We start from the raw sequence: 24,322 nt of genomic DNA, 5'->3' as shown, positions 1-24,322 counted from the left end.
CACTGCTAGGATTGCAGAAGCAAACTGCGAAGGGAGGCCGAAGTGGACGAGGCGGAGGACAAGGACCAGGCACGCCAGGCGCTCGCTCGGGCGGCGCAGCGCTGCGGCTGGCCAGCGGAGTTTGGCGAGGCGCTCGCCCTCTACCTGGGCTCCGTTGGCGCCATGGAGCGCATGGCCGCCTACCTCGCACAGGCGCGGCCCCAGTCGATGGAGGAAGCCGCCGACGAGGCCGTCGCCATCGTCGAGCAGCGCGACGCCTGGATAGAGCGAAAGAAGGGCGAATACTACAACGCCAAAATCACGGAGTTCTACAACCGCGAGCGCGACGAGTAGAGAAGGCACAGACATGCTGGGCTGGTTCCGCAAGCAAGGCAACGGGAGCGCTGCTGGGCAGAAACCCACCAACGGCGGGCAGCTCCTTCCCGTGGGCGACAACTGCCGCGACCTAGGCGGCTATCCCCTGCCCACGGGCCCCGGCCGCGCTGCCGGCGCAACCACGCTCACCCATCGCTTCCTGCGCTCTGGCTCCACCTCGACGCTCTCGCGCAAGGAGGCCCACTACCTGCGCGAATACGGCGTCACGCGGGTGGTTGACCTGAGAAGCACGCAGGAGTGCGCAAGCTCGCCGGACGTCTTTGCCTCCTACCCCGGTGTCACCTACACAAACGTGCCGCTCTTTGGCGTCAACCTGCACGACCCCAGGCTGCACCTTCCCGGAGACGCGCGCGACTACCTCGCCTCCGGCTATCTCAGGATGCTCGACAACCACGAGGCCATGCGCCAGATCTTCTCAGCCTTTGCCGATGCGGCACCCGAGGAGTGCGTGCTCTACCACTGCGCAGCCGGGATGGATCGCACCGGCATCACGTCGATGCTGCTTCTAGGCCTGTGCGGAGTGGACCGCACGAGCATCGTGGCGGACTACACCTACTCGTTTGCCTCGCGCGAGGAGGTCGACGCCTACATCTACCGGGGCGTATCTCCCAGCTTCACCACCGTGGACGTGCTGGCCAAGCTCATGGGCCGCGTGTACGACGGCCTGCTTGAGAGCTACGGCTCGATTGGGGCGTACCTTCTTTCCTGCGGCGTCACCAAGTTGCAGCTCGCACGCGTGCGCGAGCACCTCGCGGGCTAGCCGACAAACACAACGAAAAGCCCCGACGCACAAGCGCCGGGGCTTCATCAAACTTCTAATGAGACAAGGGGAAACTCCCTTTGTCTCACGAGAGGGCCTTCTCGGCGGCAGCCTGCAGCTTGGCGCGCACGGCCTCAGCCTCGGCGCGCGTGGCGCCCTTGGCGAACAGGTATGCCTTGACCTTGGGCTCGGTGCCAGACGGACGGAAGATCACCTTGTTGTCGTCCTCCAGGCGATACTCGATCACGTTAGCAGCCGGCAGCTCCTGCGCGGGCTCCTTCTGCAGGCCGGAGACGCGCGGCATCTCGGCGCCTTTGCCAAAGTCGGTCATGCCCACGACCTTGTAGCCAGCGATCTCGGTGAGGGGCTTCTCGCGCAGGTCGGTCATGATCTGCGCCATGCGCTTGGCACCGGCCTCGCCCGGGAACTGCGCGTTCACGGTGCCGTTGAGGTAATAGCCATACTGCTTGTAGAGCTCCTCCATGGCTTCGTAGAGGTCCATGCCACGCTCGGCGTAGTACGCCGCCATCTCGACGCACATCTCCACGGCCACAATGGCGTCCTTGTCGCGCGCGTGCGTGCCCACGAGGTAGCCGTAGGACTCCTCGAAGCCCATGAGGAAGCGGTCCTCCTCGCCCTCGTCCTTGAGCTGGTCGATCTGGTCGCCAATGTACTTGAAGCCGGTGAGCACGCGGCGCATCTCAAAGCCGTAGTGCTTGGCCAGGGCGTCAGGCATCACGGACGAGACGATCGTGGACACGGCGACCTTGCGCTTGGGGTCCTCGCCGCGGTCGATTGCCATCTTGATGAGCCAGTCCATCATGAGGACGCCCATCTCGTTGCCGGTGAGCAGCTTGTACTCGCCGTTGTGCGGAATGGCGGTGCCCATGCGGTCAGCGTCAGGATCAGTAGCCACGACCAGGTTGGGCTTGACCTTCTCGGCAAGGTCGAGCGCCAGCTGCAGCGCCTCGCGGAACTCGGGGTTGGGGTACTTGCACGTGGGGAAGTTGCCGTCGGGGTTGGCCTGCTCGGGCACAACGGTGACGTCGTTCACGCCAATCTCCTTGAGGATGCGCGTGACGCACTCCATGCCGGTGCCGTTGAGCGGAGTGTAGACAACCTTGTAGCCCTCGGGCGCCTTGAAGCCGGGGACCGAGACCTTCTTGACGGCGTCGATGAAGGCGTCGAGAACCTCCTCGGGCGTCCACTCGATGAGGCCCTGCTTGAGGCCCTCGTCGAAGTCCATCATCTTAACGCCGCCAAAGACGGGCGTCTGGGCAATGGAGGCGCTGATCTCATCCGCGGCCTCGTTGGCGATCTGGCCGCCGTTGTCGTTGTAGACCTTGTAGCCGTTGTACTGTGCCGGGTTGTGCGACGCCGTAAGCACGATGCCCGCGGAGGTGTGCAGGTAACGCACCGCAAAGGAGAGCGTGGGGACGGGCTCGATGCGCGGGTAGACGTAGACGTGCACGCCGTTGGCAGCAAGGACGCCGGCCGCCACGCGCTGGAAGTCCTCGCCCTTGAGGCGAGAATCGCGCGCGATGGCAATGGTGGGGTGGTCATAGTGGGCGTTCAAGTAGTTGGCCACGCCCTGGGTTGCCTGGGCAACCACGTAGACGTTCATGCGGTTGGTGCCCACGCCGAGCGTGCCGCGCAGGCCCGCAGTGCCAAACTCGAGCGTGCGATAGAAGGCGTCGTTGAGCGCATCCTCATCGCCAGCGCTGACAAGGGCGTCAAGCTCGGCCTTGAGGTCTGGCTCGTTGACGTTGTCCTGCCAAAGCTTGATGGTTTCCTTCACGCCTGCGTCCATGGTTCCCCCTTGCTTCCCGCCGCACGAACACGCGTGGTGCGCTGCGGCTGTCTACGAACAAGCACGAACAATGCACCTTAGATTCTATCCGTGACGGCGCGGCGCGGGGCGCTCATGCGGACGAACGACTTTGTGGAGCTGTGAGCGGATGGTCGGGCGCCGTCCGCCGCGCGAGGCCGGCACACGTATCATGGTCGCAATGGTTTTCTCGGCGCGTGGGCGCCGCTGGGCGCGCCGACTGGCGCGCAGGTCACGGGCGAAAGGTGTCCCGATGGAGTTTGTCGCAACATGCCCCAAGGGCTTCGAGTCTCTGCTGGCAGGAGAGCTGCACGCGCTTGGCGCCGAGGGAGTGCGCCCGCTTGTGGGCCAGGTCTCGTTCACGGGAGGCCTTGCGGACGCCTACCGCTGCTGCCTGTGGTCGCGCCTGGCATCAAACGTGACGCTCGTGCTGGCGCGCGTGGGGGCGGCCAATGCGGACCAGCTCTACGAGGGCCTCTCGGCCATCCCCTGGGAAGACCACGTGGCACCAGGCGCAACCATGGCCATCGAGGCGCGCGGCACCAACGACCAGCTGAGAAACACGCAGTTTGTGGCCCTGCGCTCGAAGGACGCCGTGGCAGACAGGCTTCTCTCGCGCCGGGGCGCTCGGCCCCTGGTGAACACGGACATGCCGGACGTGGGCATTGTGGTGCGCCTCTCGCGCGAGCGCGCGCTCGTGGGCATAGACCTCACGGGAGAGCCGCTCTTCAACCGCGGCTGGGAGGCGCCCCTGGGTCGCGGGCGCCTTGCTCCGCGCCGGGCGGATTACGCAGCGGCGCTTCTGGAGGCCGGCTGCTGGTTCCGCGACGTGCGACACGGCTCGCCCGTGCTGGTAGACCTCTTCTCCGGCACCGGCAGCGTGGCCGTGGAGGCGGCGAGCCAGGCGCTCGACCGCGCGCCGGGGCTGCTGCGCACACGCTGGGGATTTGCGCACTGGGCCGGCCACGACGCCGAGGCCTGGGACGCGCTTGCCACAGAAGCCGCAGACCGCGCGGCAGCGGGCGCCGAGAACAGCGTGGAGCTTCTGCTCTGCGACACGCGGCCAGGCGCGGAGGGCGCGGCGAGAAGGGCTCTTCGCGCCGCTGGCATGGACGTGGAGTCGCGCTTCCTCGCCGCAGGCGAACTTGCGGCCGCCGTGGTCGACGGCTCGCCGCTCCTGGTGGCAGACCTCGCGTGGCCGCAGCCGGACGACCTTGCCAGCGAGGCCGAGGCGCTCTCGCTCTTCTCGGCAGGGGCTGGAGCCGTGGCGGGGCACGAGGGCGCCGGCGTGGTAGCGCTCTCCCCCGACGACGCGGCGGACGCGGCCGCAGGCGGCGAGCCCGCGGAGGCGATCCCCGTGATCTTGGGCCGCGACGACGCAACCATCCGCTGCTACGACCCCATGTCCCTCTCGGCAGAGCACCCGATGGTGCAGCTGCGCGGAGACGCGGGCAGCGTTCCCGTGCTGGTGGGGGCGTCGGACCAGTTTGCCGCGCGCCTCGCCAAGGTGGCCAAGCTCCGCGCCAAGTGGGCGGCGCGCGAGGACGTGAGCTGCTACCGCGTCTACGACGCGGACCTGCCGGACTACGCCGTCTCAATCGACCTCTTCCGTGGCTCGGCCACGCCGGGCCGCTGGCTCTACGTCTCCGAGTACGCCGCGCCGCGCGACGTGGACGCGGGGCTTGCGCGCAGGCGCCTTCTCGACGTGCTGGCCATCGCGCCACGCGTACTGGACGTGGATCCCGCCAACGTGCACGTGCGCGTGCGCACACGGGCCCGCGGCGGCTCGCAGTACGCGGACGGCGGGCGAGAGGGACGCGGCCCAGCGGCGCGCGACGAGCGCCCCGCGCGCAGGCGGGACGGGCGCGTGGAGCTACCCCGCGGCGCGCACCTCGTGGACGAGGGCGGCCTCACCTTTGAGGTCAACTTCTCCGAGCGCCTTGACTGCGGGCTCTTCCTCGACCACCGCGAGACCCGCTCCATGCTGCGCGAGCTCATGAAGCGCACGCCGGGCGGAAGCTTCCTCAACCTCTTTGCCTACACCGGCACGGCAAGCTGCTACGCGGCGGACGGCGGCGCGGGGCTCACCACCACGGTAGACCTCTCCCGGCCGTCGCTCGACTGGGCGCACCGCAACATGGAGCGCAACGGGTTTGTCGGCCGCAACCACGAGTTCATCCAGGCAGACGTGCTGCAGTGGGTGGCTGACCGCCGCCACGAGCACCGCTACACCTGGGACCTCATCTTCTGCGACGTTCCTACGTTCTCCAACTCAAACCGCATGCACTCCAGCTCGTGGGACGTGCAACGCGACCACGCGGACCTCATCATCTCTGTATCCAGGTTGCTCTCGCGCGGCGGCTGCGCGATCTTCTCGTGCAACCTGCGGAGCTTCAAGCCAGACGTCGAGACCCTCGAGAAGGCCGGCGTGGAGCTCGAAGACATCACCGCCAAGACCATCCCCGAGGACTTCTCGCGCAACCCCAAGATCCACCACGCGTACCTGGTGACGCGCCGAGAGGATGGCATCACGGCGCGCGAGCTGGGCTTCTAGGCGCCGTGCCTAGCGAGGAGGCCGACCCCCTTGCGCAGGAGCCGGCCTCCTCATTGAGACAAAGGGACTGTCCCTCTGTCTCATGCCTTCTGGTAGAAGTCGTGGATGTCGCGGTCCATGGCGGCCAGCGTAGGCTCGTCCACGTATGCCATGTGGCCGCAGCCGTAGCGCAGCCAAGTCACGCGCTCCTTGAGCGCGGGCGAGAGGAACTGGCAGCTCAGGTCGTGGCGCACGTTCCAGAACGTGGTCGCCGCATCATAGCGACCGCCGATGATGGCAAGCTTCATGGTGGGGTTGCGGCGCAGCGCAAGCGCGACGTCGCCGGTCACGTTGGGCGCGCCGACCTTCTCGCCCGTACCGGGAACCTCGTGCTGCCAAATCCACTTGTGGCCCACGCGCTCCCAGTTCTGCCCCAGGTAAACCGAGGGGCCCTGGTAGCCCAGCTCGTCCGCGCAGAACGCGCGGAAGGCGTTGGTCCAGTTGGCCTCCACGGCGTCGTCAGCGGCATCCTCGCCGCCCAGCCAGTCGAGGCTTGCCTGCATGGGCGACGGCTCGTCCGAGCAGAAGCGCATATCCAGGCGGCCGCACACGCGTCCCTCGTCGCGCAACAGCTCGCGGCGAAACTCCGTGAGCTCCACGCGCAGGTGGTGACGCGCAAGGAAGTCGACGGGCAGACCCACGAACTGCGAGAGCTCGCGCGCCACGTCGCACTCGCGTTCCGCGCCCAGGCGGTCGCCGCGGAGAAGCGCCGGTGCCAGCGTCTCGTCGGCAAAGTCCATCGCGCGGTCAAACCACTCGTCGGGGTCCACGCCCTCGCCCGTGCGGCCAAAGAACTGCGCCGCAGCCGCGTAGGTGGGCATCATGCCCAGGTAGTAGAGGTCCTCGCCGGGAAGCGTCTGCACCCAGTCCCAGATGGCCGAGAGCATCACCACGCCGGTGAGCTTGACGGACCTCTCGCCCAGGAGCCTCATGAGCACGGCGTTCCTAAAGGTGCCGTAGGACTCACCATAGAGGTAGATGGGGCTTGACCAGCGGTGGTTCTTCTCGAGCCAGTCCATGATCGCACGGGCAAAGGCGTCCGCGTCGCCGTCGACCGAGAAGACCGTCGCGGGGTCGCAATCGTCAGCCACCACGGACCAGCCGGTACCTAGGGCGTCGAGAAACACGAGGTCAGAGTCCTTGAGCAGCGTATGGGGGTTGTCGGCCACCCGCGCGGATGCCGCCAGGTGGTTGGTGCCGTCGGTCTCAACGCGGCGGGGCCCAATGCCGCCGAAGTTGATAGGCACCGAAGCCGAGCCCGGTCCGCCGTTGTAGGCAAAGGTCACCGGGCGGGTGGCGTTGGGCTGGCCCTCCGCGTCCACCGCCACGTAGGAGAGCGAGAACATCTTGCCCTCAAGGCGCCCCGAGTCGTCACGGACGTCGAGGTGGGCGGCCGTGGACACGTAGTCGATGGTCCTCTCGCCGTCAGTCCACGAGAGGCGCGCGCTCGCCGGGTTGGGCACGCTCCTCACCACGTTTGCGGGCACGCCCTCGTATGGGCGGCGCGACGTCTCCGGGGCGGGCGCCGTCTGAGGCGCCTGCGTGTTCTCGTCTGCCATAAGAACCCCTTCCCTTGTAGAGCCTCGACCAAGTTGCACAAGACCACCCAGCCGAGAAAAGCGACAACATGCACTATTCTACTCGCTCCCCGCCGTCGCCTCTCGCTCCCCGCCGTCGCCTCTCGCTCCCCGCCGTCGCCTCTCGCTCCCCTTCCCTTCTTTATCGGTTTTTGAGAATCTCAACGACGTTTGCGCAGGTAGAATTCCGTGCGATTCTCAGATACCGATAAAGAACGCCAGACGGGGGCGGCGCCGGGGCGGGGGCGGCGGGGGCGGCGGGGTCCCAGGCGGGGCGCCGGCGGCCGGCGAGACAACACGATTTCCGCCGAGAGGAGCCGCAGGCAAACCCCGCTTCAACTGCATATACTTGTCAGAGGAGTGAAGCACTCACCTTTCTTTAAGGAGAGTGCTATATTCAACGATTTGTATTTGGAATAACCACGGATTCGCAGGTAGAACCCACGGAAATTGGAGCGTCATGGTTACATCCAACGCACCGGCCCCAACCAAGCGAGCCAGAAAGCCCATCAAGAAGGGCGGCATTCCACTCTCAGCAGGTATGGTGCTTGTAACGCTGGGCGTCGTCTACGGCGATATCGGCACCAGCCCCATGTACACCCTCAAGGCCATCATGTCCGGCAACGGCGGACTGGCCACCATGAGCGAGGACGTGGTTCTTGGCGCACTGTCGCTGCTCATCTGGACCATCACGCTCATCACCACGGTCAAGTACGTGCTGGTTGCCATGAAGGCCGACAACCACAACGAGGGCGGCATCTTCGCGCTGTACAGCCTCGTCAGGCGCTGCGGCAAGTGGCTCATCATCCCCGCCATGGTCGGAGGCGCGGCACTTCTCGCCGACGGCATCCTCACCCCCGCCGTCACCGTTACCACCGCCATCGAGGGCCTGCGCACCATCGACTTCTTCTACGGCATCATCGGAGACAACCAGGCCATCGTCGTTGGCATCACCCTCGTTATTCTCTGTATCCTCTTTGCCATGCAGAAAGCGGGCACCTCGACAATCGGCAAGGCGTTTGGCCCGGTCATGACCGTGTGGTTCCTCTTCCTGGGCATCACCGGCCTTCTCAACGTGGGGTTTGACCTCAACGTCTTCCGTGCGCTCAACCCGCTGCGCGGCATCATGTTCCTCTTTGATAGAAACCTCAACGCAGCCGGCCTCATGGTGCTGGGCAACGTCTTCCTGTGCACCACCGGCGCCGAAGCCCTCTACTCGGACATGGGGCACGTGGGCAAGGCCAACATCTACGTCTCCTGGCCGTTCGTGAAGCTCTGCCTCATCCTTAACTACCTGGGCCAGGGCGCCTGGATCATCGCCAACCACGGCAGCGCAGAGCTTGCCGCCATCACGGACCTCAACCCGTTCTTCCAGATGCTGCCCGAGCAGTTCCGCGTCTTTGCCGTAATCCTCTCCACCTTTGCGGCAATCATCGCATCGCAGGCCCTCATCACGGGCTCCTACTCCATTGTCTCCGAGGCCATTCGCCTTGACCTCATGCCCCACATGAAGATCAACTACCCCTCCGAGACGCGCGGCCAGATCTACATCCCGCTGGTCAACAACATCATGTGGGTTGGCTGCATGGGCGTGGTGCTGCTCTTCCAGAGCTCCGAGCACATGGAGGCCGCCTACGGCCTGGCCATCACCTGCACCATGCTCATGACCACGCTCCTGCTGTTCACCTACCTCTCGCGCATTCGTCGCAAGCCGGCGGCGGCAGTGGTGTTTCTCGTCTTCTTTGGTGCCATCGAGCTGATGTTCTTCTTCTCGAGCCTCACAAAGTTCTTCCACGGCGGCTACGTGACCGTGCTTCTCGCCACCGTACTGTTCCTTGTGATGTACATCTGGCGCCGCGGAACGGCCATCGAGCGCACGCAGTCCGTCTACCTGCCGGTTCGCGAGTACCTCGACCAACTCTTCGATCTCTCGCACGACGAGTCCTACCCGCTACTTGCCGACAACCTGGTCTTCCTCACCAACGACTCGTCACTCGACAAGCTCGACCGCGACATTCTCTACTCAATCCTGGACAAGCGTCCCAAGCGCGCGAGGGCGTACTACTTCCTCAACGTCCAGGTTACCGACGAGCCCTACACCCACGAGTACATGGTCAACACCTTTGACACTGACTTTGTGTTCAAGGTGCAGCTGCGCCTGGGCTTCCGCGTGAACCAGCGCGTGAACACGTACCTCTACCAGATTGTCGAGGACCTGGTGGAGCACAACCAGCTGGCACCGCAGAACCACAGGTACTCGATCTACCGCAAGCACAGCATCGTGGGTGACTTTCGCTTCTGCCTGATTCGCAAGGTCCTCTCGCCCGAGACGGACATCTCGGGAACGGACGCGCGCACCATCGAGGCCAAGTACTTCATCCGCCGCCTGTGCGGCACGCCCATGCGCTGGTACGGCCTGGAGAACTCCTCGGTGATCTTCGAGTACGTACCGCTGTTTGCCAAGGCCAAGCGCCAGCACAAGCTCACGCGCATTCCGCTTGACGCCAATGCCGTGCTGGCGGCGGCCCCCAAGAAGATCGAGGCAAAGCCTGCCGAGAACAGCGAGGACTCCGACGACGAGGACATCTTCTCTGCCTCCATGCACAACGAGCGCGAGGAGAACGCCAACGACGCCGAGAAGACCCTGGTGGGCGGCGATACCGCGAGCTTCAAGCCGCTGCGCATCGACGAGGATGAGGGCGACGAGGACTCCGAGGAAGAAGAGCTCGAGTACGCCGTCAAGGCCGCCGAGGCAAAGATTGGCGAGCAGGACCAGGGCGACGACAAGTAGCGTGCGGCCCAAGTAACCCGCAGGTCTCATTGCCATATGGCGAGAAAAACGCGGCTCCGGCGCAGAATTGGCGCCGGAGCCGCAACTTTGTACGCACTTGCTGCCAAAACGGACCTTCGGGCGTCAAAACGGCGCCGGAAGGTACTTTTATGCAGCTACAGAGTCTGCTCGATGGCGCTGACCTCATCGTCGGTAAGGAACGTGCCGGCAGAGATCTGATCCTCGTACTCCTCAATCTTTTCCTGTACGTCGGCGGGCACCTTGTCCGAGAACTTTCCCAGCGAGACGCCTCCATTGTCCATGCTTGCGGTGATGACTTCGCCGTTCCCAAAGGTACCGGCCTCAACCTCATCCAGGACTTGAGCAATCATCCAGTCCAAGACGGTAGAGGCGATAACCGTAGGCTCACTGTCACCAACGATGTCGATAGGTTGCGCAATATCAAAGTGCGTCTCCGCGCCTGCCTGCTCAAGGGCCTGTCGTGCGCCGTTGTCTACGCCCGAAGCGTCACCCCACATCACGTCCACGTTGTTCGAAGCGATCCACTGATTTGTGAGGTTCGCCCCAAAAGCGGAATCAGTAAACCCGGCGTCAAAGTTGTACATGCCGGTCACCTGAGGATTGACCTTCTGCGCGGCGGCAAGGTAGGCAGCATACTTTGCCGTTGAGGACGGCAGCTTCATGCCAGCAATGAACCCAATGCTGTTGCTGTTAGTCATGAGACCCGCAATAACACCCGCAAGCGCACCAATCTGTATGAAGTTGGGAAGGACGGTCTCAACGTTGGCAAGCGTGGTATAGTCCGCCAGCTCGTCCATGGGATTGGTGTTGGTAAGAAGAAAGTGCACATTGGGGTTGCCGTCCGCAGCGCTCTCGATAACATCCTTCCAATCCGAGGCAAACTCGTTGCCTGCACCAATGATGAGGTCGACATCCTGGTCCACATAGCTCTGGGCTGCATTTGCCGCATCAGCACTTGCCGTGTTCTCCCGTGGCTGGAGCATGGTCCAATTTGGATGCGACTCGACGGCACGTTGCAGGGACTCATAATGCCCTTGGCCCCAGCCGCGGTCGGTGAGCGTTTCGCTCATAATCATGGCAACTTTGTAGCTCTTCTCGTCTCCCCCATCGGATGAGCCGCTGGACTGGCCATCCGTGGACGAAGAACTGCAACCAGAAACGCCTAATACCCCGGCCAGGCCAAGGATGCCCGTCGCCCCCTTAAGCGCTTGTCGCCTTGTAACCGCGTGAAGACCGTGATCGATGCTCGACATGGATGGTTCCTCTCCTCCTTGGGCGGACAGTGCCTGCAGCGATTATCGATGGGACGACATCTACATAGCATTAAAAGGTATTATCTTTTTTAAAAGCTGTATGTGTCGAGAAATACTCTGGTTAAATTCGGTAAAAGATTGGTAATACCTAGCGGACGGTATCTATCGAGAATTGCCCTTCGCCCGTTCATCTCCTTGATACAAGGGTAGATAATCATGCGTCTTTACCCAACAGAAGGCCAGGAGTGCGGAGGCGGGCGTGGAACTCGTTCGGACAAACCTCAGCGGAACCGCAAAGCAGCAGCTCACCACCTATGTCATGTCCCTGTATCGCAAGGGGCAGACAAAGCTTCCGCCCGAGAACGACCTTGCAAAGCTCTTTGGCGTGAGCAGGATTACCATCCGTCGCGCGCTTGGGGAGCTCGAGCGAGAAGGTCTTGTACTCAGGGAGCAGGGCCGTGGTACCTTCATCAATCCTGCCTCTGCCAGCATCAAGATTAACCTCGTTCCCGGCGAGGAGTTTACCAAGCTCATCGCCGGGAGCGGGCATCAGGCGACCACCGCGGTCATGGACATTTCCACCAGGCCTGCAACACAAGACGAGGTGAAGCGCCTTGGTATTGCGCCAGGCACCGAGCTCTGCTCCGTCGAGAAACTCTACTGCGCAGACGGCACGCCAGCAATTATCAGCGTGGACAGGTTCCCCACGACCCTTGTCGAGAATCTCCCAACCGCAGAGTATCTGTCGGGCCATCCCATATTCGACTATCTGAGGGATGAGGCGGGCCTCGCCATTGTGCGAGACAAGATCGAGATTGAGTCCATCACGCACCTCAGGGCCTGCCAGCTTGCCAAGGCGGGTGCGCAGCTGTGCTGCGAGACGGCGCTCGCTTTCAATGGCATCAACTACAACCGTGACAACGTACCCGTGATGGTGGACACCGAAATCTACGACACGAGCATCGTAAAGTTTGAGCTTCTCCGCGTTAAGGACGTGTGTTAGAAGCCAACGTGCTGCGCACAAACCGTCGCCGCCTATGAATCTTCCCTTCGCCGAGGTATCCTTCACATTGACATTATAGGTATTACCATATGTCCTTAAGATTCATTTCTATCGGCAGGCACGCTTGCAGGTACCGTAGCAGAAGGGAGGGACGCCGGGGGCCATCCCCGCGGCGCACCAGCATGAGGACATTCGATGAAATCAAGGCGACCATCGAGGCAGGGCTTAGCCGACGTCCCTGCGACACCAAGCTTGCTAACGTCCGTCTCGTCAACGTCTTCTCCGGCTCGGTGTACCCAACGAACATCTACATAGCCAACGGCAGAATCGTCTCGATAGACCCCGAGGCGCATCTGGAGGCGCGTGAGGTCATCGACTGTCACGGCCAGTACGCCCTGCCTGGCCTCATCGACGCCCACATGCACTTTGAGTCCACGATGCTCTCGCCCGAGGCGCTGGCCAGTGTCGTTGTGCCGCAGGGTACCACCACGCTCTGCGCCGACCTCATGGAGATTGCCAACGTTGCCGGCAAGGACGGCCTGCGCACCATGCTCGAGTCCATCAGCCGGCTCCCCTACCGCATGCTCATCGAGGTGTCCTCGCGCGTCCCCACGGCACCGGGGCTCGAAACCACAGGCGCCGTTCTCGACGCCAGCGAGGTCGCGGACATCATGGGCTGGGACGAGAGCGTGAGCCTGGGCGAGCTCGACCCCTCGAAGATCCTCTTCGTGAAGGACGAGTACCTCCACAAGGTCGCCGACACGCTCGCGCGCAGAAAGATCGTGAACGGCCACGCCATCGGGCGCCTGGGGCAGGAGCTCAACGTCTATGCCTCGGCCGGCATCTCCGACGACCACGAGTGCGTAAACGCCGAAGAGATGGAGCAGCGCCTCAAGGTGGGAATGTGCGTCTTCATCCGCGAAGGAAGCAGCGAGAGAAACGTCGATGCGCTGGTAAGGGGCATTCTCGACCGACGCCTGACAACAGATAACATCATGTTCTGTACGGACGACAAGCACGCACGCGACATACAGGTGGAGGGTCACATCAACTACAACGTCACCCGGGCCATCGAACTGGGGCTTGACCCCATGCGTGCCATCCAGATGGCAACCGTAAACGCCGCGCGCCACTTCCGCCTTGAGGACGAGATAGGAAGCATCACGCCGGGGCGCCTGGCAGATATCATCCTAGTGGACGACTGGAGGGACGTGCGGCCCACCACGGTAATCTTTGAGGGCAAGGTCGTGGCAGAGAACGGCTCGCTTACCAGAGAGTGCCCCGTGGGACCGTATCCCGAGTGGATCAAGCACACGGTGCAGCTTAAGCGCCCCATCACGCCAGAGAGCTTCCGCATCCGCACGCACGCGCCCAACGGCACAGTGCGCTGCCACGTCATAGACCTCATCCCGGACCAAATCATCAATAACGATGCGGTGGAAGAACTAGAGGCCAAGGGCGGCGAGATTCTTCCCAGCACTTCTCGCGACATCCTCAAAATGGCAATCGTCGAGCGCTACGGTAAAAATGGCAACGTGGGGCTTGGCCTGGTGCGTGGGTTCAAGCTCACGCGCGGGGCGCTTGCCTACTCCATGTCTCACGACCACCACAACATCGTGGTGGTAGGCACAAGCGATGAGGACATGAGCATTGCGGTCAACGAGGTCGCTCGCCTCTGCGGCGGGCTGTGCGTGGTCTGCGAAGGCAAGGTGACAGGAAGCATGGAGCTGCCCATTGGCGGCCTCATGAGCGAGTGGCCTGCCGAGAAGGTCATGGACCGCATGGACGAGCTCAACGCTGCCGCGCGAGAGCTTGGGTGCCAGATGGCGGCGCCGTTCATGTCGCTGAGCTTTGTCTCGCTTCCCACGGTGCCCGAGCTTGGGCTTACTGACAAGGGCCTGGTCGACGTGTTGGGCGTGAGGCTAATTCCGCTTGAGGTGGATAGCGACACGGGTGCGGCGCCGGCGCAGAAATAGCGCCGCAGTTCGAGGAATGTGTACAATTTGGTAAGCATAGCGCCGAGAAACCCCAGTTGACGGATTTCTCGGCGCTTCTATTTGTACACATTTGACCAGTACGGGGAACTCAAGGGCGAGAAAAACGCGGCTCCGGCGCAGAATTGGTGCCGGAGCCGCGACTTTGTGCGCACTTGCTGCCAGAACGTGCCTACGAGCGTCAAAACGGCGCCGGAAGGTGCATCTCCGTACAGGCTTGCTGCCAAAGCGCGCCTTCGGGCGCCGACAACCCTACTCCCTACCCGAGAAGTGCCTCCAGGTACGTCGCGAAGCCGCTCTCGGCGTTGGTCGCCGTCACGTGGTCCGCCTCGGCGAGCAGCGCCTCGCACGCGTTACCCACGGCCACGCCGTCGCCCGCAGCGCGAATCATCTCAAGGTCGTTGGGTGAGTCGCCAAACGCCACGCTCTGCTCGCGCGCAATGCCAAGCCTGTCGCAGAGCCACGCCAGCGCGGAGCCCTTCGACGCCCGCGCGTCCACCACTTCGATGGCGCTCCCGTAGGAACCCGTGTGCCGCAGCGTGGGGTCCTCCTCCACGGCCAAGCGCGCAGCACAGGCGACCTCGCGCGCGCCAGCGCCAACGCCCCAGCACATGCCTACGCGCTCGACCGTGCGAGCGTCGAGGATCACCTGCTCGAGTGGCTTGTCCACCAGCGTGCGCGACGCCTGCATGTACGCAGTCTGGGCCGCGGACAGCCCCAGCTGCCCGATAAGCTCCCAGCTCGCCCCGTTGGTAAGCACGCGGCCGTCGGCAAACACCTCGAAGGTCATGCGGTCGAGAAGCCCGCCCACGCGCGAGAGCAGTGCCAGCGCGCGCCGTGCGCCCAGGCTCTGGTCGAGAAGGACCTTCTCGGACGCGGCATCGATCACCACGGAGCCGTCCGAAGGCACGCCGTAGTGCGTCGCCGGATGGCGGCGGACCTCGGGCGGAATCGCGTGCCACGCGCGTCCCGTGCAGGGCACAAACTCGATGCCTTCCTCGGCCAGGCGATCGAGCATAGCCATGTTGCGCGGCAGCAGCGACTTGTCAGGTGCAAGGAAGGTGTCGTCCATGTCCGAGAAGACGATGCGCGGGCGCACGGGGGCGCCCTGCGCATCAGTGCGAGAGCTACTGCCCATCTGTCACGCCAGCGTCCTTCTCACCTGCGGCGCCCTTCTCGTCCGCGGCGTCATCGCGCTCCTCAAGCGGCACGTACTCGCGCATGTCGAAGACAGAGCGATATGCCGGCCTGATGATGCGGCCCGCGCCGTAGAGCTCCTCCATGCGGTGCGCCGCCCAGCCGGCGACGCGCGCCATGGCAAAGATGGGCGTGTAGAGGTCCTTGGGCACGCCGAGCATGGAGTAGACAAAGCCCGTGTACATGTCGATGTTGGCGCAGATGGGCTTCTTGGTGCCCTTGACGTTGCGCATGACCTCGGGCCCCAGGCGCTCGATGCTCTCGATGAGGTCGAGCTTGTCCTCGGCACCCTTCTGGTGCGCCAGCTTGCGCGCATAGCGCTTGACCAGCTGCGCGCGGGGGTCGGAGAGCGTGTAGACGGCGTGACCAAGGCCGTAGATGAGGCCGGTCTTGTCAAAGGCCTCGCCGCGGACAATCTTCTCGAGATAGCCCGCCACCTCGTCGTCGTTGGTCCAGTCGGCCACATGGGAGCCAATGTCGTCGATCATCTGGCCAACCTTGAAGTTGGCGCCGCCGTGCTTGGGGCCCTTGAGGGAGCCCAGTGCCGCCGCGTAGGCAGAGTAGGCATCGGTCCCCGAGGACGAGAGCACGCGCGTGGTGAAGGTGGAGTTGTTGCCGCCGCCATGCTCCACGTGGAGCATGAGCATCACATCGAGCATCATGGCCTCGTCGTGCGTGAAGCCCTCGTCACCGCGAAGCACGTCGAGCACCGTCTCGGCCATCGAGAAGCCCTCGCGCGCGGGCGGCACCACCAGGCGGTCCTCGTTCATGGCCGCCACGCTTGCGGCATGGGCCACAGCTGCCGTGCGCGGCCAGCGGCCAAGGAGCGAGAGGGCCACGTCAATCTCGTGCTCGGGCGAGGTGTCGTCCGGCGTGGGGTCGAAGGCGTACAGCAGGAGCGTGGCGCGCTGCAGCACATTCATGATCGAGTGGCTGTACGTGGTGCGGGGGAAGATCGAGAGGTAGCCGTCGGGCAGCTGCCTGCGCGAGTCGATGCGAGCGCGGAAATCGTCCAGCTCGGCGGTAGTGGGCAGGTGCCCGGTGATCACGAGGTAGGCCACCTCCTCGTAGCCAAAGCGGTCCTCGCGCTGCGGTCCTGCCACCAGGTCATCAATGTGGTAGCCACGAAGGATGAGGTCGCCCTTGTCGGGCACGACCACGCCGTTCTCCTTGGTGTAGCCGTGGACGTTCGAGATGGTAGTGAGACCCACGAGCACGCCGGAGCCATCGGCGTTGCGCAGGCCGCGCTTCACGTCGTAACGGCTGTAGAGGTCGCCGTCCAGGACGTCGGCGTCCTTGTAGCCGTCATAGAGGCCATCGGAGACGGCGGGACGGCCCAGGGCCTGGGACGGCATGGGGTAGGCATCCGCCACGTGCGTCATGGCGGAGGTGTCGAGCGTCGAGAGGATGGGCCCAAAGACCTCGTTCCTGCTGCGGTTTGACTTGAAGAGGGGCATGGCCTAACACCTTTCTCGCCGTCCCGCACCGCGAGACGGACGCGCCGAAGACCGTTAGCTTGCGCTGGGAGGAGCTACAGGCGGTACATGTAGCGGAAGACTTCCTCACGCTGGATGCGAATCTGGACGCCCAGGCGCTCCGAGAGCGCGTCGAGGGCACCCTTGAGCTCGGAGAAGTCTGTCTTGACCTGTGCCAGGTCCACGAGCATGGTCATCGTGAACGTGCCCTGGAGGATGGTCTGCGAGATGTCGAGGATGTTGGCGGAACGCTCAGAGAGCTCCGTGGACACTGCTGCAACGATGCCCGGGCGGTCTTCTCCCAGGACGGTGATGATTGCACGGTTCTGGTCTGTCTCGTCTGCGGTAGGCACGGATCCTCCTTGGTCGAGGCCATAAGGTTGAGTGAGACCAATTCTACCCAAGGTGAGCGCTTTGCCCACGCTTTGGCGAGAATGGCAACGCAGCGGAAAGAATGTGTCGGGCGCATGCTGTGAGCATAACGCCTTCGACAAGAAAGCCGGCCGCGCGTGGCGGCCGGCTTTGCATGCGAAAAGTGCCTGGAAACGTGCTAGCTAGTTCTCCTCGTCAGCGGCATCAAGCGCGCCCTCGAAGAGCGCCTGGACGTCCTCGGGCGTGGTATCAAGCGCAACGGAGAGCTCCTGGAGCGAACGGGCCGTCGCCAGCTTGAGGATGCGGTCAAAGGCAACGGGCGGCTTCTTGTTGCGGGCCTTGACCTCGTCGATGCGCTCGCGGAAGGTTTTTACGATGCGTACGGAGTCCTGGCAGCTACCACGGCGAATCTCGTCCTTGAAGTGCTGTTCCTCCAGGGTTCCACTGTGCTCGGAGTAGGACTCCACCTCCATGGTGGGGTACTCGTCAATGATGGCACGAGCTTCCTCCGCCGAGAGAACCGGGCGCAGGCGAGACTCACTGGAGACGGGATAGCTGATGCGCATGGGATGGCGCTCCCCAACAGGCATGAGCTGGTAGCAAGGGGTGGGACCATCTGTCACATCCTCAACGCGGCACACGCCCTGGCCGGGATGGACAACGTACTCACCAATCTCATACATGCGAAAACTCCTTTCTCATGCATATGATATTAGCACGATAACGTCGTTTTCTATACCGTTTGGATATATGCCCTTGCCTATTGCGGCAAAGCACACTATCTTGTTTGGTTTATTTCGTTGTGGCGAGGAGTGCAGGGCGTGCCCATCCCTAGTCGACCATCGTGATGGAGGCAATGACGGGCTGGTCCTCCTTGGGGAGGATCCCGTTGGAATCGCCCTTGTCGGCCGTTGCGTCCACGATGGCATCGACCACGTCCATGCCGTCCGTCACGTTGCCAAAGGCGGCGTACCGGCCGTTGAGCGAGGCCGCCGTCTTCTGGACGATGAAGAACTGCGAGCTGGCCGAGTTGTAGTCCGACGAGCGTGCCATCGAGATGGTGCCGCGCACGTGGGCAATGTCGTTCTTCACCCCGTTGGCCGAGAACTCGCCCTTGATGGTGGTGTCGGAGCCGCCGGTGCCGTCGCCGTTGGGGTCACCGCCCTGAATCATGAAGTCCTTCACCACGCGGTGGAAGGTGAGCCCGTTGTAGAAGCCCTGCTCGACCAAGTCGGCAAAGTTGGACACGGTGATAGGGGCGACGTTGGCGTTCAAGGCAACCGAGATGGTGCCGTAGTCCGTGACCTCGATGGTAGCATGGTGGACGCCCGAGGCGTAGGGGCCCGTGGGCTGGTCACTGGTGTCCGTAGCATCGCTGATCGTCGAGGAGTCAGACGACGTGTCCGAGGAGGACGAGGAGGTGCTTGCGCTCCCCTCTCCGCTCGCGCTGGATGAGGCTCCGCAGGCGGCAAGCGAGAAGGACGCCGCAGCAAGCGCCAGGCCCATGAAGCCGCGCCTTGTGATGGCCGCGTATGCCGTACGTACGTTGTTCTCGTCAGTCATATTCCACTCCATGAGACAAAGGGACTGTCCCTTTGTCTCATTCGCAGCAGGAGGCGATCCAGGAGAGGAGGTTGTCGCTCGCGGTGCCCGAGCGCTCCGCCATCACGTGGCCCTGGCCCCACACGGGTTCGTAGGCGACGTCCTCGACGCCGCTGAAGTGGCGCAGCGCCAGCACCAGGTTGGCCGAGGTGGCGAGCGAGGTCGAAGTGTCAAAAACGCCCTCGTTCACGCGCCAGTGCGGTGCCACAGAACCAGTGCCATAGCCGCCGTAGGTACCGCTCAGGAAGTAGAGCGGGTTGACCATGGAGACGCGCGTGGGGATGTCGGTGTCGAGAGAGTCGGTCTTCTCGAGGTCGTCCTGCCATGCCGTGGCGTAGGACTCGTCCCAGCCCTCAAGCGAGGCATAGGCGTCGGCGTTTGCCGCCACACGATTGCCAACCGTCTCGTCAAAGTGCAGGGTGCTCTCCTCGCCAATGCCAAAGAGCTGGTTGGTCTTCGTGGAACGATCGGCAGCATCAAAGGCGGGAACCGAGAGCTCGGCGGGACGCAGGTGCGTCGAGAAGTCACGCAGGCTCGAGATGGAGACCGTCTGGCGACTCACGTTGTAGTTGATCCACCAGTAGTCGGAGTTGAGCGCCGCGAAGTAGTTCTGCACGGTGTCATAGATGGTGGACTGCACCTGTGTGGTGCCCGTGGGGAGCGTCGTGGTGGTCGTTGCGGCAGCGTCAGCCGAACCCGTGGCATCCGTGCTCGTGCCGTCTCCCTGGGCGTCCGCAGCAGCAGAGGACTGCGCCTCCTGCTTGGCAGCAGCCACGGCAGCCTCGGTCGCGCGGTTGGTCGCAAGGTTTGGGTCACCGGGGAAGCTTGGGTCGTCCATGTGCTGAGGCGTGTACGTGTACGGGAACGTGGTGTCGGCGACAAAGTTGGTGGCAGACTCGTCGAGAATCGAGAGGAGCTGGCTTGCGTAGGAGCCAAGCGTGTAGACGCTGCCTTCGGACTCGTCGAGCGTGAGCTGGGAGTCATCGGAGTCGCGCAAGTCCATCGCATTGATGTAGCTCGCGTAGTCTGTGGCCAAGCCCTGCGAGAGCGAGGCCGTCCACGTGCCATCCGCGCGATTTCCAGCCGTCGAGAACTGCCCCATCATCCACTCGTAGGACGCGTCGGCGGTGTCGAAGGAGGTGACGGGGCACCACGACGCGCTGCCAAAGACGGCGTCCGAGACGGCGTTGCCCTCGGCATCGTGCGTGATGGCGCCAATGGAGTCCAGATAGGGCTTATAGATCTCGGCATCTCCAGCAGAGCCGAGCAGCGCGCTCACGCCGCCACCCGCAGAGAAACCAAACGAGAAGACCCTCGAGGTGTCGCAGGGAAGCGCGTCCTTGTTGTAGCGGAGGTAGCGAATGGCCGCCTTGAGGTCGACCACGGGCCAGGGAGCGCCACCAGGGTAGAGGTCGGTGGAGCCGGTCGAGGAGTCATAGCCAGCGCTCCTGCCGCGGAAGCCTGCGTACACGTAGACGCAGCCAGCATCGAGGAAGGTGCCCAGGCCGTCGTAGCCGTACTTCGTGGGGCTCGCCTGCGGTGAGAGCGTGCCGCTGTTGATGGGCAGAAGGACGGGCGCCGTGGACGGCGTGAAGCCGCCCACCACGGCCTTCTCGTTCACCGTGCAGGAGTAGGTGTCGCCTTTCTTCTCAGCCGTGAAGAACTTGCCGGGGACAAAGACCGCCAGGGACTCGTAGGCCGTCGTGGCGGGCTTCAGGCAGTAGGTAAGGCCCAGCTGGTAGTAGACGTCGTTGTCGGCGTCGTACTTCCAGGCGTTGGTGTCGAGCGTCAGGCTCTTGAACTCGCCAAGATCCACGTTTTCGGTGGGCTGCGTGGTGGTCTCTGCGGGCTGATCGGAGGTATTGTCGGTCTGCTGTCGCGCGGGCGCGCTGCAGGCGGCAAGGCCCATGCTTGCGGCACCAGCCGATGCAAGCTCGAGGAATTCCCTACGTGTCCAGCTCATCGCAGACCCCCTAAAATGGTAACGGGCCGCGGTGCGGCCCGGCAAACGTTAGCGAGAGGCACGGCGCCTACTTGGCCGCCTTGCCCTTGTTCTTGGCATCGTTGTACTTGTCGTCACGGCGATCCGGCCCCCAGAAGCAGCAAGAGTACATGCCGGGTCCCACGTGGCAGCCGATGGTGGGGCCAATGCTCGAGCGGTAGACCTTGAGCTCGTGCTCGGTGGGCTTGAGCATGCGGGCAAGCGAGTCGCCGTCGGCCACGCAGTCCGCGTCTCCAATGGCCACCACGTGGCCCTCGTAGGCAGAGTCGTGGAAGTCCTCGTAGAACTCCGCCATCTTGCGCATTGCCTTCCGGCGGCCGCGCGCCATGCCCATGATTGCCAGCGAGCCGTCGAGGTTAAAGGTGAGAAGCGGCTTCACGTCGAGAAGGCCGCCAACCACGGCGACGGACTTGGGAATGCGGCCGCCGCGGTGGAGCGCGTCGAGGTTGTCCACCATGAAGATGGTGTGGACGTGGAAGCGGGCGTCCTCGGCCCAGGCAACCAGCTCCTCGGCCGTAACGCCCTGGTCGCGCTTCTCGATGGCAGCGTGGATGAAGAGGTTCTGCGTGGTGGATCCTATGAGGCAGTCGACCACGTAGATGGGCGTGGGAAGCGTGCCGCCGTGCTTCTCGCGCACGCGGTCAAGCGCCGTCACGGCACCGTTGTACGCACCGGAGATGCCGCTCGAGAGGGCAAAGTGAACCGTGGGGATGCCGGAGGCAATGGCCTTCTCGAACGCCTCCTCGTAGACCATCTGGGAGGGCTGCGAGGTCATGGGGCAGGCGCCGTTCTCGATGGCGGAGTAGAAGTCGTGGGCCGAGCGGGACTGGAAGAGGTCGTCGACGCCGGAGAGACCGCCGTCGGGCTTGCTTGCCTCGGTATAGGTGAACGAGAGGCACGTAATGCCCGCCTGCTCGACCTCCTCGGGGGAAAAGTCGCAGCACGAGTCCGTCATGATGTTGCACTTGGTCGCCATGTGGTCTCCTCGGTCGCCCTAGTTGTCCGGGTAGTATTGTAAGCGTACCCGCGCGTGGGGTCGTTTGCACAGGCAACAACCACGATAAACGGAGAGCTTGCGGGCGGGCTCGTGAGGGCAATGGGCAGGCACTCGAGGGAGACGCTATGTTCGCAAGAAGGAACAGGAACGAGGTCGAAAACGGCGCGGCTGCGGGCGGCGCGGCTGCGGGCGGCGCGGCTGCGGGCGGCGACACGCGGCGGATCCACGTGCGCTTCGTGGGGCAGGTCCAGGGCGTGGGCTTTAGGTGGACCAGCCAGCGCGTGGCCTTTGACCTGGGGCTTACCGGCTGGGTGAGAAACGAGCCCGACGGCTCGGTAAGCATGGAGCTCCAGGGTCCAAGCGAGGCCGTGGCCACGTTCTTCACGCGGCTGCTCGAGAGCTACCGGCGCTTCCCCATCAGCTACACCATCGATTCCAAGGAGGACATCCCGCCCGTGCCGGACGAGGCCGAGTTCTCCGTGCGCTTCTAGGCGGCCGCATGGCAGCGATTGCAACAACGCTCTTCTCGCTTGACGCCATAGCCGCGTCGGGCCAGGTGTTTACGTGGCGGCGCACCGAGGACGGATGGCTCGTGGCCAGCGGAGAAAGGCGGTGTCTGCTCTCGCAGGAGGGCGATGCCGAGAAGGGCGTTGTCTTCGTACGGCGCGCGGACGGAAGCGACGTCAACGCCGACGAGCTTGCCTATTGGCGCCACTACTTGGCCCTGGATGTGGACTACCAGAAGATTCTGGACGAGCTTGCCATGCCAGCCGAGGTCATGGAGGTGGGCGCCGGGATTCGCGTGCTCGCGCAGGACTGGTGGGACACGGCCGTGAGCTTTGTGGTGTCGCAGAATTCGAACATCGTGCGCATCCAGCGGACGATGGACGCGCTGCTCGACGCCGGCGGAGGATGCGTACCGGGGCCAGGCCGGCTGTCGGCACTTCTCGGCAACGAGGCGTTTATTGAAGGGCTCAAGCTGGGTTACAGGAGGCCCTATCTCGAGGCGCTTGCGGCGCGGGCGCAGGCTTGGCACCCCACGCGGATTGACCGGTGGGACACCTCGCTTGAGGAGTCCATGGCCGAGCTCGAGGAGAGCCCAGGCATTGGCCCCAAGGTTGCAAGCTGCATCTGCCTCTTTGGGCTGGGGTACCTCGAGGCGGTGCCGCGCGATACCTGGATCAAGCGGGCGGAGCGCGAACACCACGTAACGTGGGACTCGCGGTGGGGCGGAATCCAGCAGCAGTTTGTCTTCGCGTGGATGCGCGAGAAGGGGCGTGGGAAATGAAGGTCGTCAACATCCTTGAGATTGCCGATGTGAACGAGACCCTGCTCAACGCCGGGGTGCCAGCGCGTGTGCGCCTGCGCGACGCCTGCGGCGGGCAGTCGCTGTGGGTGGAGGTGAGCCGCGAGGCGGTTGCCGAGAAGGACGATGACGCCGTGCTGGCGGCGGCGCGCGAGGTCGTGAGCTCGTACTTTGCCGGAAGGTCGAAGCCCGTGGCGTTCGACGAGGATGGGAAGTCCTTCCGCCTAGCGTAGGGGCCAACGGAGTCTCAGAAATACCGGCCTACGGCTTGCGGAAGCGGGAGTGGGAGCAGGGCGGCGTCTCCTCGCCGCACATGCCGGGTGCAGCGCCGTGGTATCTGAGCACTTTGTAACCCAACCGTGCCTGGCCTCGCAGGTTAACTGTTACTCTTCTGGTCCGCAATGCCAGACGGGAGCGTGGCGGGGCAATAAAGTCGCATCGAACTCGCCCTCGTTACACATTTCTGGGTTCTCGTGCACCGAACTGTCCTTCGTTACACACGGATTCGGGCACACCCCAGTTAGCGGCAGTCCGAGGATGCCGCGAACGCCCAGGTAGAATAGCAAATCAAATGCGCAACCACTTCCGAGGGCGGCCCCGGTCGCGAATAAGACATGTAACGAGGCGCAGTTCGGCGCAATCGCAAGGAATTTAGTGCAACGAGGAGCAGTTCGATGCAACCTAGAAGCAGCGCAGACCTTCAATGCCACCAACGCTTTGCCTTCTAACGCGACTCCACACGGTGATTTTCTCGGCATTGCAAAGATTCTCGTTGACGTTTCCGTACGGTTTGGTATAGTAAACGAGCTTGCAAGAGCAAGCCTTTGGCTGGGTAGCTCAGTTGGTAGAGCAGGGGACTGAAAATCCCCGTGTCAGGGGTTCGACTCCCTTCCCCGCCACCAGTAAAAAAGGCCCGCCTACCTGCGAAAACGGTAGGCGGGCTTCTTGTTTCGAGCCTCATGTACACCACGCTGTACACCAAGATGTACACCAAATCCTGCAATCCACCCGGCCTTAGCCACTCCGGGGCGCGCCTCCTCGTCATGGCGGCATGCCCTCCCACAGAAAAAAATAATGCGCCGTCGCTCGGAATCCGGGGCCTGTGCGCCGGTCGGGGCGGTTCGAGCGGCGAGGGGGTTTGGGGCCTCGGGGCGTGGCATCCCACACGCGGCGCGC

The 24,322-nt window shown here is 63.7% G+C and carries 19 protein-coding genes and 1 tRNA gene; 10 read left to right on the top strand and 10 right to left on the bottom strand.

The window, feature by feature from the left end; translation table 11 throughout:
- Nucleotides 1-42 precede the first annotated feature (42 nt).
- Both AUL39_RS02985 and AUL39_RS02980 read left to right on the top strand, forming a co-directional pair.
- Nucleotides 43-333, top strand: a complete 291-nt coding sequence (locus AUL39_RS02985; protein WP_070807536.1) for a hypothetical protein — start codon at nt 43-45, stop codon at nt 331-333.
- A gap of 13 nt (nt 334-346) precedes the next feature.
- Entirely contained in the window at nt 347-1,135 is a 789-nt protein-coding gene (locus AUL39_RS02980; RefSeq protein ID WP_059053459.1) for a tyrosine-protein phosphatase, read from the top strand.
- A gap of 85 nt (nt 1,136-1,220) precedes the next feature.
- Here the strand turns inward: AUL39_RS02980 and AUL39_RS02975 are convergent, their stop codons facing one another.
- Nucleotides 1,221-2,945, bottom strand: coding sequence for a phospho-sugar mutase (locus AUL39_RS02975; RefSeq protein WP_059053457.1), 1,725 nt, complete (start codon nt 2,943-2,945; stop codon nt 1,221-1,223).
- A gap of 271 nt (nt 2,946-3,216) precedes the next feature.
- Here AUL39_RS02975 and rlmKL point away from each other — a divergent pair, with 271 nt between their 5' ends.
- Nucleotides 3,217-5,517 (top strand): bifunctional 23S rRNA (guanine(2069)-N(7))-methyltransferase RlmK/23S rRNA (guanine(2445)-N(2))-methyltransferase RlmL, encoded by a 2,301-nt coding sequence (rlmKL, locus tag AUL39_RS02970; RefSeq protein ID WP_059053455.1) that lies wholly within the window; start codon nt 3,217-3,219, stop codon nt 5,515-5,517.
- 80 nt (nt 5,518-5,597) lie between these two features.
- Here the strand turns inward: rlmKL and AUL39_RS02965 are convergent, their stop codons facing one another.
- Nucleotides 5,598-7,115 (bottom strand): S10 family peptidase, encoded by a 1,518-nt coding sequence (locus AUL39_RS02965; RefSeq protein WP_059053453.1) that lies wholly within the window; start codon nt 7,113-7,115, stop codon nt 5,598-5,600.
- Nucleotides 7,116-7,593: 478 nt separating this feature from the next.
- Here AUL39_RS02965 and AUL39_RS02960 point away from each other — a divergent pair, with 478 nt between their 5' ends.
- Entirely contained in the window at nt 7,594-9,924 is a 2,331-nt protein-coding gene (locus AUL39_RS02960) for a KUP/HAK/KT family potassium transporter (protein WP_059053450.1), read from the top strand.
- Between the two features lie 155 nt (nt 9,925-10,079).
- Here the strand turns inward: AUL39_RS02960 and AUL39_RS02955 are convergent, their stop codons facing one another.
- The gene (locus AUL39_RS02955; RefSeq protein WP_082667193.1) at nt 10,080-11,198 is read right to left on the bottom strand and encodes a BMP family lipoprotein; all 1,119 of its coding nucleotides are present in this window, start codon (nt 11,196-11,198) and stop codon (nt 10,080-10,082) included.
- Nucleotides 11,199-11,457: 259 nt separating this feature from the next.
- Between AUL39_RS02955 and AUL39_RS02950 the strand changes: the two genes are divergently transcribed.
- Nucleotides 11,458-12,201 carry a GntR family transcriptional regulator gene (locus AUL39_RS02950; protein ID WP_059053446.1) on the top strand — a complete coding sequence of 248 codons (744 nt, stop codon included), beginning with the start codon at nt 11,458-11,460 and terminating at the stop codon, nt 12,199-12,201.
- 182 nt (nt 12,202-12,383) lie between these two features.
- On the top strand, nt 12,384-14,177 hold the full coding sequence (gene ade, locus AUL39_RS02945) for an adenine deaminase (RefSeq protein WP_059053444.1): 1,794 nt from the start codon (nt 12,384-12,386) through the stop codon (nt 14,175-14,177).
- Nucleotides 14,178-14,454: 277 nt separating this feature from the next.
- On the opposite strand, the gene AUL39_RS02940 is transcribed toward ade, so the two are convergent.
- From AUL39_RS02940 to AUL39_RS02910, 7 genes are all read right to left on the bottom strand, one after another.
- Nucleotides 14,455-15,333: an HAD family hydrolase gene (locus tag AUL39_RS02940; RefSeq protein ID WP_059053442.1), complete on the bottom strand. Its 879-nt coding sequence runs from the start codon at nt 15,331-15,333 to the stop codon at nt 14,455-14,457.
- Entirely contained in the window at nt 15,323-16,849 is a 1,527-nt protein-coding gene (locus AUL39_RS02935; protein ID WP_082667192.1) for a citrate synthase, read from the bottom strand. The genes AUL39_RS02940 and AUL39_RS02935 overlap by 11 nt, the downstream gene beginning before the upstream one ends.
- A 74-nt stretch (nt 16,850-16,923) precedes the next feature.
- Nucleotides 16,924-17,220 carry an ACT domain-containing protein gene (locus AUL39_RS02930; protein WP_059053440.1) on the bottom strand — a complete coding sequence of 99 codons (297 nt, stop codon included), beginning with the start codon at nt 17,218-17,220 and terminating at the stop codon, nt 16,924-16,926.
- Nucleotides 17,221-17,421: 201 nt separating this feature from the next.
- Nucleotides 17,422-17,922 (bottom strand): CarD family transcriptional regulator, encoded by a 501-nt coding sequence (locus AUL39_RS02925; RefSeq protein WP_059053438.1) that lies wholly within the window; start codon nt 17,920-17,922, stop codon nt 17,422-17,424.
- 148 nt (nt 17,923-18,070) lie between these two features.
- Complete coding sequence (locus AUL39_RS02920; RefSeq protein WP_235810734.1) at nt 18,071-18,802, bottom strand: peptidylprolyl isomerase; 732 nt, start codon at nt 18,800-18,802, stop codon at nt 18,071-18,073.
- A gap of 37 nt (nt 18,803-18,839) precedes the next feature.
- A complete protein-coding gene (locus AUL39_RS02915) occupies nt 18,840-20,804 on the bottom strand; it encodes a subtype A tannase (protein ID WP_059053436.1) in 1,965 nt (654 codons plus the stop codon).
- Between the two features lie 67 nt (nt 20,805-20,871).
- Entirely contained in the window at nt 20,872-21,819 is a 948-nt protein-coding gene (locus AUL39_RS02910; RefSeq protein ID WP_059053433.1) for a DegV family protein, read from the bottom strand.
- 146 nt (nt 21,820-21,965) lie between these two features.
- Here AUL39_RS02910 and AUL39_RS02905 point away from each other — a divergent pair, with 146 nt between their 5' ends.
- From AUL39_RS02905 to AUL39_RS02890, 4 genes are all read left to right on the top strand, one after another.
- Nucleotides 21,966-22,331 carry an acylphosphatase gene (locus AUL39_RS02905; protein ID WP_082667191.1) on the top strand — a complete coding sequence of 122 codons (366 nt, stop codon included), beginning with the start codon at nt 21,966-21,968 and terminating at the stop codon, nt 22,329-22,331.
- Between the two features lie 8 nt (nt 22,332-22,339).
- Nucleotides 22,340-23,128, top strand: coding sequence for a DNA glycosylase (locus AUL39_RS02900; RefSeq protein ID WP_059053431.1), 789 nt, complete (start codon nt 22,340-22,342; stop codon nt 23,126-23,128).
- Complete coding sequence (locus tag AUL39_RS02895) at nt 23,125-23,379, top strand: RDAC family protein (RefSeq protein WP_059053429.1); 255 nt, start codon at nt 23,125-23,127, stop codon at nt 23,377-23,379. Before AUL39_RS02900 ends, AUL39_RS02895 begins: the two co-directional genes overlap by 4 nt.
- A 593-nt stretch (nt 23,380-23,972) precedes the next feature.
- Nucleotides 23,973-24,048 (top strand) — tRNA-Phe (locus AUL39_RS02890).
- Nucleotides 24,049-24,322 lie beyond the last annotated feature (274 nt).

Source organism: Tractidigestivibacter scatoligenes (assembly GCF_001494635.1).
Taxonomy (GTDB): domain Bacteria; phylum Actinomycetota; class Coriobacteriia; order Coriobacteriales; family Atopobiaceae; genus Tractidigestivibacter; species Tractidigestivibacter scatoligenes.
The sequence above is the reverse complement of the archived record's forward strand: the minus strand, read 5'-3'. Positions and strand labels throughout refer to the sequence as shown.

Excerpts from the sequence above, each read along its gene's own strand:
- AUL39_RS02905 (WP_082667191.1), top strand. The coding sequence starts at position 21,966 with ATGTTCGCAAGAAGGAACAGGAACGAGGTCGAAAACGGCGCGGCTGCG.
- rlmKL (WP_059053455.1), top strand. The coding sequence starts at position 3,217 with ATGGAGTTTGTCGCAACATGCCCCAAGGGCTTCGAGTCTCTGCTGGCA.
- AUL39_RS02940 (WP_059053442.1), bottom strand. The coding sequence starts at position 15,333 with ATGGGCAGTAGCTCTCGCACTGATGCGCAGGGCGCCCCCGTGCGCCCG.
- AUL39_RS02900 (WP_059053431.1), top strand. The coding sequence starts at position 22,340 with ATGGCAGCGATTGCAACAACGCTCTTCTCGCTTGACGCCATAGCCGCG.
- ade (WP_059053444.1), top strand. The coding sequence starts at position 12,384 with ATGAGGACATTCGATGAAATCAAGGCGACCATCGAGGCAGGGCTTAGC.
- AUL39_RS02955 (WP_082667193.1), bottom strand. The coding sequence starts at position 11,198 with ATGTCGAGCATCGATCACGGTCTTCACGCGGTTACAAGGCGACAAGCG.
- AUL39_RS02935 (WP_082667192.1), bottom strand. The coding sequence starts at position 16,849 with ATGCCCCTCTTCAAGTCAAACCGCAGCAGGAACGAGGTCTTTGGGCCC.
- AUL39_RS02920 (WP_235810734.1), bottom strand. The coding sequence starts at position 18,802 with ATGACTGACGAGAACAACGTACGTACGGCATACGCGGCCATCACAAGG.
- AUL39_RS02925 (WP_059053438.1), bottom strand. The coding sequence starts at position 17,922 with ATGTATGAGATTGGTGAGTACGTTGTCCATCCCGGCCAGGGCGTGTGC.
- AUL39_RS02895 (WP_059053429.1), top strand. The coding sequence starts at position 23,125 with ATGAAGGTCGTCAACATCCTTGAGATTGCCGATGTGAACGAGACCCTG.
- AUL39_RS02975 (WP_059053457.1), bottom strand. The coding sequence starts at position 2,945 with ATGGACGCAGGCGTGAAGGAAACCATCAAGCTTTGGCAGGACAACGTC.
- AUL39_RS02980 (WP_059053459.1), top strand. The coding sequence starts at position 347 with ATGCTGGGCTGGTTCCGCAAGCAAGGCAACGGGAGCGCTGCTGGGCAG.
- AUL39_RS02960 (WP_059053450.1), top strand. The coding sequence starts at position 7,594 with ATGGTTACATCCAACGCACCGGCCCCAACCAAGCGAGCCAGAAAGCCC.
- AUL39_RS02965 (WP_059053453.1), bottom strand. The coding sequence starts at position 7,115 with ATGGCAGACGAGAACACGCAGGCGCCTCAGACGGCGCCCGCCCCGGAG.
- AUL39_RS02910 (WP_059053433.1), bottom strand. The coding sequence starts at position 21,819 with ATGGCGACCAAGTGCAACATCATGACGGACTCGTGCTGCGACTTTTCC.
- AUL39_RS02915 (WP_059053436.1), bottom strand. The coding sequence starts at position 20,804 with ATGAGCTGGACACGTAGGGAATTCCTCGAGCTTGCATCGGCTGGTGCC.